This is a genomic window from Glutamicibacter uratoxydans (assembly GCF_006539925.1).
Classification (GTDB): domain Bacteria; phylum Actinomycetota; class Actinomycetes; order Actinomycetales; family Micrococcaceae; genus Glutamicibacter; species Glutamicibacter uratoxydans.
This window is the reverse complement of record NZ_BJNY01000009.1, coordinates 48,696-60,067: the sequence shown is the minus strand read 5'-3', so window position 1 is coordinate 60,067 and position 11,372 is coordinate 48,696. Positions and strand designations below refer to the sequence as shown.

Below are 11,372 nucleotides of genomic sequence, written 5' to 3'. Positions count from 1 at the left end.
CCATGTGATCTCTTTTAGCGCGAGGGAGCAGGCCAGTTCGGCTGTGTCGGCACCAGCCTGCTGCCCTCGCAGCAGTTGCGCGAGCATGCGCCACTGCCCGAGGACAAGGAAGTGCCAGTCACGACCGGCTTCTTGATCTCTTCTGCGGCTTGCCGCACCTGTTCCGCCCTCTCCACCGCCAGGTCGATGAGGCCTGCAACGAATTCCGGGTGGATTCCCACCGTTGCGGCGCGCACGAAATCCATTTGCAGATCTTTGGCGGTTTGGGCCGCTTCGGTGTCAAGATCGTATTTGACTTCCATATGGTCCGAAACAAAGCCGATGGGAACTACGACAACTCCGCCTACTCCTTTCTCGGAGAGCTCTTTCATGCGGTCGTTGATATCAGGCTCCAACCACGGCGTATGGGGAGACCCTGAACGGGAACAGTAGACCAGTTCGCTTTCCACCCGGCCATAGGCTGGCTCCAATTCAGTGCTGAGCCAATCAATCAGTTCTTCATGCTGCGCCCTGTATCCATTGGTGTGGCGTTCGGAGTTCTCCTGCATCGTACTGGGGATGGAGTGGGTGACGTACAGTACGCGGTAGTCATCGGGATCCAACGAACCTGTTGCCGCACGATACTGTTCCAGAGCTTCGCGTACGCAGCTAAGCTGTGCCTGCGCAAATCCCGGATGGTTATAGTATTGGCGTATTTTTTCAAAGTCGACGTGGATACCTTCTGTAAGCAGCTGCGTTTGCGCCGCTGCGAAGTCTTCGCGGTACTGCCGGCATGACGAATACGACGAGTAGGCGGAAGTATCGATGGCCAGGAATTTTCGTGCTCCCGACCGCTGATGCTCGCTGCGCACCGCATCAGCCAGAAATGGCTTCCAATTGCGATTTCCCCAAAGCAGAGGGGTCGTGATTCCGCGGGTTTCAAGCTCGCGACTCAGTGCTTCCAGCAAACTACGGTTCTGTTCGTTGATCGGCGAGCGTCCGCCGAATTGGTAATAGTGTTCACCAACCTCTTTGAGCCGCTCGTCAGGAATGCCTCGGCCTGCTGTCACGTTTTGGAGGAAAGGCAATACATCTTCCTCCTGCTCAGGACCGCCGAAAGACATCAGTACCAACGCGTCGAAAGGTGATAAATCTGCTTGCACTTCGCATCCTTGGGTTTGAGGAACATTTTTCTGCCACCGCTCCTTGGGCTGGGGCAGCGAGCTACCGGTCTACATTAGATTAGCTTAATGCTAGCCTAGCTAAATAAAATAATGCGGGCTTGGGCTCAGCGCCTGCACTCAAATCAATCGGGTGGCTCCGTTCGGAGTGGCGAAAAAGTTAGCGGATAACTCGAGGACGGCCCAGCGGCGGAAAGGAAGTGTCTCGTCTGATGAAACTTGAAACTCCAGTAGAACTGGTCTGGCTTCGCGACGATTTGCGAACCTTGGATAACCCAGCCCTCTTTGAGGGAATGAAGCAGGGCGAAGCACTCGCCATCTACATTCTTGATACTCGGTCACCGGGCATCCGTGAACTTGGAGGCGCCGCAAAGTGGTGGTTGCACCATGCGCTGAAATCAATGGCGACCTCGTTGCGCGAAATCGGTGTCCCGCTGATTTTGCGATCGGGTGATCCTGAACAGGTTCTTCAAGAACTTATCAACGACCTCCCCATCTCAGCTGTCAGATGGAACCGCCGCTATTCGCCCTCGGAAATGAAGGTCGACGCGCAAGTCAAGCGGCGTTTGGCTGAACGGGGGATCCAAGTTCAGAGCTATTGCGGATCCCTGCTCAAGGACCCATGGGAGGTACAGACAGCCGGCGGGACCGGCTACAAGGTATTTACCCCTTTCTACAATCGCCTACTGGAACTGAATATACGCAAGCCGCTGCCAGCACCCGAAGCGCAGGACTATCCTGGGCGAAGTCTACCGGCTACTGAAGATCTGGAGACGTGGAATCTGCTTCCACATTCGCCCAATTGGGCGCGGGGTTTAGAAGATACATGGGAACCTGGCGAAAATGCAGTTGACGATCGCCTAGCGCTGCTCATCGATTCAATAGTCGGCCAATATCCTGAAGCGAGGGATCGTCCAGATATCGACGGGACGAGCGCCTTGTCGCCGGCGCTTCGCTGGGGGCACCTGAGCCCGGCAGTTCTGTGGGCGGAGCTAGAGCAAGTTGCCTCTACTCAGCCTGAGAAAGCGCAGGGCTGTTATGCACTTAGGCGGCAACTGGCATGGCGCGAGTTCTGCTGGCATCTACTTTTCCATAATCCGCAGATGCTCGAAAAGAATCTCCGGGCCGAGTTTGACGACTATGGCTGGGCCGAGAAGGGCCAGTCTAAGGAGATTGATTCGTTCATCTCCCACTGGAGTCAAGGCGAAACTGGCTATGCAATGGTTGATGCTGGCATGAAGCAGCTATGGAACATCGGATGGATGCATAACAGGGTCCGAATGCTTGCAGGAAGTTTCCTCGTCAAGAATCTCGGCGTTCATTGGAAGGTTGGCGAAGAGTGGTTTTGGGATACTCTGGTCGACGCGGATTTGGCTTCAAATTCGGCGAACTGGCAATGGGTTGCGGGCTCTGGAGCAGATGCCGCACCGTTCTTTCGCATCTTCAATCCCGAACTGCAGGGCAAGAAATTCGACCCTCGGGGCGTGTACCGGGGCCGTTTTGCGCCGCTGGGAAGTGATCCGATAGTGGATCTGCGCGATTCGCGTCAGGATGCGCTGGAAGCATACGAGCAGATGCGGAAATTGCATCGCCTAGATCCAAGCTAGCGGAGCAGCAGAAGATAGACCAGCAGCATCGTCAGAGCGAATCCGCAGAGATAATTGATCCAGAGGAATCTCTTCCAGGCCTTGTTGATAGTTCCGGAATCGTGCTCCTCTACCTGTAGATGGGGCAGGATATTGGCTATGTAGGGCAGGGCCAAGACGGCCGTCCACCGGGCGGCGCCATCCAGTGCTGCGTAAATCAGCAAACCAGAACAGATGTACGCTGCCAGCACGAGCAAGATCGTTCCACGGGCCGAAATGGCTGTGGCTATTGAACTGATGCCGCCTTCGCGATCAGGAACGATATCTTGAATGGCGCCCAGCGCATGGCTGGCCATGCCCCACAGCATGAAAGAGCCGAAGACCGCCCATTGAGTCTCGGTCATTGCCGCCCCTGCCAAGACCCAGCCATAGACCGCGGGTGAAACGAAGTGTGTGGCGCTGGTGATCGAATCTAGAAGGGGGCGTTCCTTGAAGCGAAGTTTCGGAGCGCTGTAGGCAATGACTGCAGCCAAGGAAATGAGTAACACAATATTAGCTTGGAGGTGTCCTGCCCACAGTAGAACCACTGCGAAGGGCAGCGTGCAAATCAGAGAGGACCACAGTAGGATCTGATGTCTCTCTTTAGCGAGCAAAGCGCCTTCGACACCACCTTTGCGTGGATTTCGAAGATCAGATTCATAGTCGAAGACATCGTTGATCCCGTACATCAAGAGATTGTAGGGAACGAGGAAAAAGAACGTCCCCACGGCAAACAGCCAGTCGATGCCAGCACCGGCAAGCACATAGGCGGCCGCAAACGGGTACGCTGTATTCACCCAAGATATTGGCCGAGATGCGGCCAGAAGATCTCTAAACATGATTTCTTCCTACCTGTTCTCTGGCTTGCTAGGCGTCTGCTTCGACGACGTCCCAGCCATGAGCCACCACAGTCCCGACATGAACAGCACACCGCATGCGGCATAGAGAAAGTCTTCAACCGGTGCCATCCCAATGCGCAGGCCAGAAAGTGTGTGCTCGCCATAATCAAAGAGGCCCGCGGCGATCATCAGGTTGTCGAAGATGGCCGTCAGCACCAGCATGATGGACAAGGCTACAGCGGCGGAGGCCAAATCCCTCCGCCAGCGGCTTCCACGCCTGCGCAATCCAGCAAGGAACACTACGGCTGCAATCGAAAGGAAGATTGCTGCAAGTTCAAGAAACATTCTGATTCCCCGACCTGCTTGTCGTCCTGTTGAATTTGCTCCAGACTTCGGCCAGTCCGAGAACTGAGATGATTGATGAATAGTTGAGGAAAATGAGGAAAAAGACTTCTTCCACTGGGAATTGGGGTCCAACCATCACGCCGGTCATCAGCGGCGAATCCAAATGGAGAAATACTCCTTGGCCAATGGCTGCAGCGTCCCACACTATGAAGAGTCCAGTTCCCAGGATTAAGCACATGCTGGCGCGGGCCCAGCGGTGAAAGAAGAATAATCTGCCTCGTGCATCAATCAGCACCATGCAGCCGATTAGTGTAATAAGGATCGACAGATAGGTCATAGCGCCGCCTCCGGACGAACGAAAATACTGGGCGTCTCCAACGGCCCTGGCCTGGTGATTCCCTCAACCGACTTGGCTGCAAGCTCACCGCTGATCAAACACATGGGCACGCCAATTCCGGGGCGCACGGTTGCTCCAGCGTAATACAGGCCAGAGACATGCCTGCTTCGGTTTGAAGGGCGGAGCATGGCGCTTTGGGACAGCGTGTGGGCGAGACCCAGCGCGCCGCCTTGGTATGCGCCATAGAGAGCGGCGAAGTCAGCGGGTCCGATACTCTGCCGGACCTCAATCCGGCTGCGCAGGTCAGGGATCTCGGTCCATCGGGCCAGCTGGTCAATAGCAGCGTCCGCGACCTGCTCGACGGGCGCATCCCCTGTGCCATCGGGGCCGCCATAGCCCCAGTGCACCAGCGCAGGGGACGGAACTAGAATGAACAAGTTTTCGTTTCCTGCCGGTGCCACGCTCGGGTCGGTCGCGCTGGGCTTGCACACGTAGATGCTCGTTTCCGGAGCCAGGGAACGCCCTTCAGCTATCCGGGAAAAGTTATCCTTCCAATCCGCGGTGAACAACAAGTTGTGATGCTCCAGCTGGGGAAGCTCTCCTTTGACGCCCAGACAAACGAGGACAGCGCCGGGCCCGGGATCGCGGCGGCTGAATTTACGCGCTGAGTGCGTTTGCAACTTCGGCGGAAGCAGTTCAGCATCCAGATGCTGGGCATCGGCCGCCCCAATGACAGCGTCGGCGGCAGTGAACTGTTCGGCCCCGGTGGAATCTGTCCAGCGAACTCCGGCAACCCGAGGGCGAGCGCCAGAACTTGTTTCTATCGAGAGTGCGCGGGCTCCGAGCCGGATATCGGCCCCGTGATTGGCGGCCAAGGCGCCCATGGCGTCGGCCACTGCAGCGAAGCCGCCCATGGGATACTTGACGCCCTGGGTCAGATCGAGATGACTCATCAATTGGTAGAGGGCCGGGGCCCGGTCGGGGCTGGTGCCGAGGAACACTGCTGGATATCCAAGAATCTGGCGTATTTCGGGGCTGCTAAAATGTTTTGCCACCTGGCTCTGCAGCGATCTCGACAGGAGCTTGGCCAGCCGCGGGGCTTGGCCCAGCAGTTTCCTGTCGGCGAGAAAACGCGGTGTGGAGAAATCATCGTAAAGGAACTTCTGCAGCGCAAAATCGTAGTCTGATTCCGCCTCCGCCAGATACCTCTGGAGTGCTTCGGAGCTGCCGGCCTCCAAGTTTTCGAAGAGCTCATGAAGGTGCTCTCCTCGTCCCATATCGACCGGAGCCGAACGGGTTTCGAAGAATGTCCGGTACCCTATTTCCAGCTCGCGCAGATCAAGGGACTGGGGCACCGATGAGCCCATGAGCATGAACCAGTGCTCGAAAACTTCCGGCATCAGGTACCAGGATGGACCCGTGTCGAACCGGTAGCCGCTTCTTTCAAGACGACCAGAACGTCCACCAAGATGATGATGTTGTTCAAGCACAGTGACCTGATGTCCCCTGGCAGCCAGTATGCCTGCGCTGGCGAGGCCTGAAAAACCTGCCCCGATAACTACTACGCGTTGCGACGAGTTCATTGGGCTCTCCGAATCCGCTGGGTTCCTAGAATGGCTTTGGCCGCGATCAGCGCTTTGCGCCCGTTGGACACGGAGATGCGGCGGTCAAGTAGCTGCTGTGCTGGAGTAGCTGACAGCTGCTGAGTCAATGCTGTGAAGAGGTCATGGGCCAGCTTCACTGCTCGGGCTGCTGTCGGAGCCAGGAACGGGAGGCCTGCCCGGGCGGCCGCAAGATCGCGCTGGATTTCTCCTATGAGCCGGTATTTGTCGCTTTCGCTCAGCGTCTGCGGATTGATGCCTGGAAAGTATCGCCGGCCCAGTTGTTGGCTGTCGGCTGCGAGGTCGCGCAGGAAGTTGACTTTCTGGAAAGCGGCGCCGAGGCTTCGCGCCGCAAGTTCCGCCTGCGCTGCGCCACGGGTCGGGGCGTTTGGCATGGCGCGGAAAACCTGCAGGCACATCAGGCCGATGACTTCTGCCGAACCGTAGATGTACCTCTCCAGGCTCTGGGCATCATGCTCGGTAATCAGCAGATCTGCCCTCATCGAAGCGAAAAAGGGGTCGGTGAGCTCGGCGGTGATGCCAGTGGCCCGGGCCGTGAGAGCAAAGGCGTGGACTACGAGATTTGTGCTGTATCCGCGTTCCAAGGCTCGGGCTGTTTCCTCTTGGAGTTCATCGAGGCAGGCGCTGACGGATTGGCTGTCGAGTCCTGCCTGCAGCGCGACTCCGTCGACCACTTCATCCGCCAGCCGAACCAGCGCATAGATATCTGCGATATGACCGGCGCTGGTGGAGTCCAGAAGCCTGCAGGCCAGGGAAAACGATGTCGAGTAGTCGTCGAGCACCAAGCGTGCGCTGCGCTGGGCGGTGCGCGAATAGCTGTCCAGTGCGGTAGTGGCATGGGTGGCAGAAGCCATCTTCACCAGCTCCTTTGGAGGATCATCCGAGTGCAATCGTGCAGCATGTGCTGTGCCCGGACAGGCAGGCGCAGGAAGACCGCCGAGCGGGTGGCGTTGGCACACAGCTGGTGGGCCAGCTGGCGTGCGAATTTCTCGGCGCCCAGCTCATCCAGGGCCCTGCGGATCTCTTCGGCCTGTACCTGTCCGAGGCGGTAGCCGTCGAGCAGCTGGCTGAATTCCTGGTCTTCGGCGGCCAAAGAAAGCAGCACCGTGCTTTTGAATTCGCGAAGATCCGAATCAACCGGTTTCCCGGTGGTCCCGGAGTCGCCAAAAGTTCCCAGTACGTCATCGATTACCTGATAGGCGACTCCCAGCTGGCAGCCGATCGATCCCAGCGTCTGGGCCTGGGCGTCTGCGGCTCCTGCCAGGAGCGCTCCCGCCTGGAGGGGCAGCTGGAAGGAATACCCTGCCGTCTTCAGCTCTTCCATGCGCAGCACCTGACCTGTGGTGGCTGGCTGGGGCTTCAAGGAATAGATCAGATCCTCCAGCTCGCCGGCGCCGGCCTGTTCGATGGCCAGCGCGAAAGACGCATTAACCGACGCTTCGCTCTCCAGCCCTGATGCCGCGCGAGCTGCGATTTTTATTGCTTCATTGATGAGCAGATCGCCGGCTATCAATGCCGCGGAATTTCCTGCATGTTCGGCATCTGAGCTGCTGCGGCCCGCGGCCAAGGCGATGTCGCGGTAGTGCGCCGCGAGCGTAGGCTGTCCGCGGCGGATGAAATCTCGGTCGATAATGTCGTCATGGATGATCAACGCCGTATGCAAAAGCTCGAAGGCGCAGGCCAGGTCCAGCGCCCTGGAGTTGATGTGCCCGCCGAAAGAGCGGTAGCCCAAAAGCACCAGAGCCGGCCGAGTCAACTTCCCTGTGCTCAGAAATTCGCCGATGCGCTCCCAGAGCTCGGAGCCGAGTGACGAGTACGCTGAAGTCCGAGCCTGCGCGGCATCTGCGATGGATTGGAGCCGTGCGACGATATGCTGGAGCGTTTCTTGGTCGGCAAATCCCAGTTTGTCGTTGCGCGTCGAGTCCTGCACGTGCTGATCTGAGGCGGTATTGAGGGTCATGATGTCTGCTCCAGCGGTTGCATGGCGGGTGAAGTGGAACTTTTCCGATCGGCGAGCACTGCATTCATCTGTGCGATGGCCGCGTGGAGAATGTCCCGCGAAGGTTCGTCCAAGCAGAAATAAAAATGGTGCAGCGAGCGGTAAATCGACGTGCCCGGACCTTGCAGAGCGGGGAAGAGCGGGCCGGGTTCGACGAGCGTGCGCCTGCGGTCTTCCGGGTCCTTGGAGCGGCAGGCATATCCGCGGGCTTCAAGGCGGTCGAGGACGGTGGTGATCCCTGCGGTGGAAACCCCCAGCATTTGCGCGAGTTCTCCGGCGCTGAGAGTTCGCCGCAAGCGCAGGATGTTGGCGGCGGCCAGATCTGTATCGTTCAGTCCAAGGCGCTGGCCGAATTCATGTTGCTGCAGCGAGTAGCTGAGCAGGAGGCTTTGCAGGTGCCTGAAGATGTCGCTGCATAGGGGCCTATCGGTTATCGATTCTGTAACCATGGAAATTCACTCGCCTAGTTGATATCTAGCTTATCTAGATACATCATGGGTTAAGTATCAAAATTTGTCGACCCCTTCGCAAGATTCACTGCTTGAGCCAAAGGAGATAGATCGTGGCTATTACAGCCTCACGCATCAACGCAAGCCGTTGGCCGGCTGCACTGATGACAGCCGCAACCATGGGAATTGCCATTGTCGGAGCATTTTTCGGCAATGGCGCTCTTGGAGGAACTCCCATACAGCAGGCATCAGGCGGATATCTCGGCCCGAACTCGACGCTGCTTGCACCATCGACGCCAGCATTTTCGATCTGGAGCCTGGTCTACTGCGGGCTGATCGTGTACGCGGTGTACCAGCTAACCCCTGCTGGCCGGCACTCGGAAACAGCTGCTCGATACCGGCTTCCGGCATCAATAGCGGCGCTGTTGAATGCGGTGTGGATTCTTGTGGCTCAGGCCGGCTGGCTTGGAACAAGCGTGGCGGTCATCTTTATCTTGCTGCTCTCGTTGGCCTGGCTGATTACACAGCTGGGAAAGCACCAGACTCAGACTCGAACCGAGCATTGGATCATGTGGACCACCTTTGGGGTGTACCTGGGCTGGGTGTCGATTGCGAGCATTGCCAATACTGCCGCGTGGCTTGCCTCGCTGGGGGTCGGCCCTTCGGGGCAGTGGGCGCCAGCAGCAGCCGTTGTCCTGATTGCGGCTGCAGTCGTGATTGGGCTGGCCGCCACCGGCAAAAGCGGGGGTCATCCAGAAGCGGCCCTGGCTATGGCCTGGGGACTAGGCTGGATCGGGCATAGTCGTTTGAATGGAAGCAACCAGTCAGATCTCGTGGGAACCAGTGCCCTCGCCGCCGCAGCCATTCTGGCGGTCGGCGCGCTTCTTCTCGCGGCGCGTGCGTGGAGGGGACGACAGTGAGTGTTATTGCAGTAACTGGTGCCAGCGGCTATATCGGAGGAAGGCTGGTGCCGCTGCTTCTGGAGCAAGGACACCAGATTCGTGTGCTCACTCGCGATGCAAACCGTTTAAGGGATGTTCCATGGAGGGCTTTAGTCGAGGTGGTCGAAGGGGAGCTCGCCGACCCGGCCGCGGTGCGCCAACTGTGCCACGGCGCCCACCTGCTCTACTATCTAGTGCATTCAATGTCTGGCAGCGGCCATTTCGCTGCCGAAGAGGAACGCTGCGCCCGCGTAGTAGCCGAGGTTGCCGAACAGGAAGCAGTGAGCCAGCTGGTGTACCTCTCGGGCCTGCACCCTGACGGCGAGCTCAGCGAGCATTTGGCATCACGCGTGAAGGTGGGCGAGATCCTCTCCGAAGCCAAGACTGCGAAGACCTTGATCCTGCAGGCTGGTCTGGTCATTGGCTCAGGTTCTGCGAGTTTCGAAATGGTCCGCCACCTCAGCGACGTACTTCCCGTCATGCCTGCGCCCCGATGGGTGCGAAACCATGTGCAGCCGATCGCCGTCAGGGACGCCCTGTACTATTTGGCAAGCTGCGCGCAGCTGGACCAGCCAGCGGCGGGCACCTTCGACATCGGCGGGCCGCGCTCCTACAGCTACGCCGACTTGATGAAAATCTATGCGACAGCTGCTGGAATCCGGGAGCCGCGCGTTTGGGCCCTTCCGGTGCTGACACCCAGGCTTGCCTCCCATTGGGTGAACCTGGTGACCCCGCTGCCAAGGAACCTTGCCCGCGCGCTGGTACAGTCGCTGCAGCATGACTGCGTGGTCTCCGACCGGAAGATCGACGGGCTGATCCGTCCTCCCGAGAAGGGGCTGACCGATTACCCGCAGGCGGTCCGCCTGGCCTTGGAGAAAATAGCTGCAGATGCGGTCGAAACGAGCTGGGCCACTGCCCATCCGGTTTCTGCCCCGGCCCAAGAGCTTCCATCGGATCCCCAATGGGCCGGCCGAACCGCCTACGTCGATGAACGCCGCGCCTCCACTTCCGCCGGCGCAGAACAGGTGTTCATGGTGGTGCACAGAATCGGCGGGGAGACCGGCTATTTCGCGTGGCCGCAGCTGTGGAAGCTGCGCGGGCTGATGGACAAGATCGGCGGCGGAGTCGGGCTGCGCAGGGGACGGCGTTCGCGCAGCAGGCTTTCTCTGGGAGACGTCGTCGACTGGTGGAGGGTGGAGGCGCTGGAGCCGAACGCGCTGTTGCGGCTTCGCGCTGAAATGAAAGTGCCTGGCCAGGCATGGCTCGAATTCAAGATATCCACATCCGCGGAGGGGAAAACCGAGCTAGTCCAAAGGGCCGTATTCTTTCCCCGCGGCTTGCTGGGCCGCTGCTATTGGTGGGCAGTCTACCCATTCCACGGGCTGGTTTTTACCGGGATGCTGCGAAATATCATCCGCCAGGCAGAAACTGAGCAGAACTAGCTGTCCGAGTCCGAAGACTCGTCGATGTGTGCGGCAGAATCCAAGCTGGTTTCCATGGCCTGCGAGGTGCCGGCCAGGAAGCGGATGATCACGTCGCGTTCGCTGTGGCTGAAAGAACGCAGGACTTCGAAACGCTGGGCATGATGGCGGCCGATCTGCTCCCGCGCGGCCTGGTGGGTTTCCTCAGTCACTTCAACGCACTGGGAACGCCGATCGGTGGGATGGGGCTTGCGCACCACATGCTTGCCTGCTTCCAGGCGGTCCAGCATCTTGGTCACCGACGCGCTGGAGATGCCGAGATAACGGGCAAGGTCGCCGGCCGTCACCGCCTTGCCGTTATAGGTTGAAGAGATCACTTTGCGGATGGCCCGCATATCCGTTTCGTTCAGCTTCATGAACCGCTGGGTGCTGCGCATGATCTTGCGCTCTATCTCTCGCATGCGGGAGAGCTCCTGCATGATCTGATCGATCTGCGAGAGGTCCTCAGCATCCATTCCAGCAGGGTTGATCAGGTGCCCTTCAGGGTCCGAGGATGCCAAGCTGAACATTCCGGGAGACACCTGGTCCTCCATGATTCCCCCTGGGGTGTTTAAGCTTTCCGAGCTCGGCTCGT

Annotated in this window: 12 protein-coding genes; 3 read left to right on the top strand and 9 right to left on the bottom strand. The window is 58.7% G+C overall.

The genetic code is table 11. The annotated features are described in order from the left end of the window. Positions 1 to 14: 14 nt before the first annotated feature. A complete protein-coding gene (locus AUR04nite_RS08880; protein ID WP_246055463.1) occupies positions 15 to 1,142 on the bottom strand; it encodes a ferrochelatase in 1,128 nt (375 codons plus the stop codon). A 230-nt stretch (positions 1,143 to 1,372) separates the two neighbouring features. On the opposite strand from AUR04nite_RS08880, the gene AUR04nite_RS08875 reads away from it, so the two are divergent. Next, on the top strand, positions 1,373 to 2,767 hold the full coding sequence (locus tag AUR04nite_RS08875) for a cryptochrome/photolyase family protein (protein WP_141364091.1): 1,395 nt from the start codon (positions 1,373 to 1,375) through the stop codon (positions 2,765 to 2,767). Here the strand turns inward: AUR04nite_RS08875 and AUR04nite_RS08870 are convergent. The 7 genes from AUR04nite_RS08870 to AUR04nite_RS08840 are packed head-to-tail and all read right to left on the bottom strand — an operon-like array spanning position 2,764 to position 8,376. After that, entirely contained in the window at positions 2,764 to 3,624 is an 861-nt protein-coding gene (locus AUR04nite_RS08870; RefSeq protein ID WP_141364089.1) for a prenyltransferase, read from the bottom strand. The two genes, AUR04nite_RS08875 and AUR04nite_RS08870, sit on opposite strands and share 4 nt — an antisense overlap. 9 nt (positions 3,625 to 3,633) lie before the next feature. Next, a complete protein-coding gene (locus AUR04nite_RS08865; protein ID WP_141364087.1) occupies positions 3,634 to 3,969 on the bottom strand; it encodes a lycopene cyclase domain-containing protein in 336 nt (111 codons plus the stop codon). Then, entirely contained in the window at positions 3,959 to 4,306 is a 348-nt protein-coding gene (locus AUR04nite_RS08860) for a lycopene cyclase domain-containing protein (RefSeq protein WP_141364085.1), read from the bottom strand. Before AUR04nite_RS08860 ends, AUR04nite_RS08865 begins: the two co-directional genes overlap by 11 nt. Next, the gene (gene crtI / locus AUR04nite_RS08855; RefSeq protein WP_141364083.1) at positions 4,303 to 5,889 is read right to left on the bottom strand and encodes a phytoene desaturase family protein; all 1,587 of its coding nucleotides are present in this window, start codon (positions 5,887 to 5,889) and stop codon (positions 4,303 to 4,305) included. Before crtI ends, AUR04nite_RS08860 begins: the two co-directional genes overlap by 4 nt. Then, on the bottom strand, positions 5,886 to 6,782 hold the full coding sequence (locus tag AUR04nite_RS08850; protein ID WP_141364081.1) for a phytoene/squalene synthase family protein: 897 nt from the start codon (positions 6,780 to 6,782) through the stop codon (positions 5,886 to 5,888). The genes crtI and AUR04nite_RS08850 overlap by 4 nt, the downstream gene beginning before the upstream one ends. Positions 6,783 to 6,784: 2 nt before the next feature. After that, positions 6,785 to 7,888: a polyprenyl synthetase family protein gene (locus AUR04nite_RS08845; RefSeq protein WP_141364079.1), complete on the bottom strand. Its 1,104-nt coding sequence runs from the start codon at positions 7,886 to 7,888 to the stop codon at positions 6,785 to 6,787. Then, the gene (locus tag AUR04nite_RS08840) at positions 7,885 to 8,376 is read right to left on the bottom strand and encodes a MarR family transcriptional regulator (protein WP_141364077.1); all 492 of its coding nucleotides are present in this window, start codon (positions 8,374 to 8,376) and stop codon (positions 7,885 to 7,887) included. Before AUR04nite_RS08840 ends, AUR04nite_RS08845 begins: the two co-directional genes overlap by 4 nt. Positions 8,377 to 8,489: 113 nt before the next feature. Between AUR04nite_RS08840 and AUR04nite_RS08835 the strand changes: the two genes are divergently transcribed. Continuing rightward, positions 8,490 to 9,296 (top strand): tryptophan-rich sensory protein, encoded by an 807-nt coding sequence (locus AUR04nite_RS08835; protein WP_141364075.1) that lies wholly within the window; start codon positions 8,490 to 8,492, stop codon positions 9,294 to 9,296. Continuing rightward, positions 9,293 to 10,759, top strand: coding sequence for an SDR family oxidoreductase (locus AUR04nite_RS08830; protein WP_141364073.1), 1,467 nt, complete (start codon positions 9,293 to 9,295; stop codon positions 10,757 to 10,759). The genes AUR04nite_RS08835 and AUR04nite_RS08830 overlap by 4 nt, the downstream gene beginning before the upstream one ends. On the opposite strand, the gene AUR04nite_RS08825 is transcribed toward AUR04nite_RS08830, so the two are convergent. Then, on the bottom strand, positions 10,756 to 11,331 hold the full coding sequence (locus AUR04nite_RS08825) for a MarR family winged helix-turn-helix transcriptional regulator (protein ID WP_141364071.1): 576 nt from the start codon (positions 11,329 to 11,331) through the stop codon (positions 10,756 to 10,758). The two genes, AUR04nite_RS08830 and AUR04nite_RS08825, sit on opposite strands and share 4 nt — an antisense overlap. Positions 11,332 to 11,372 lie beyond the last annotated feature (41 nt).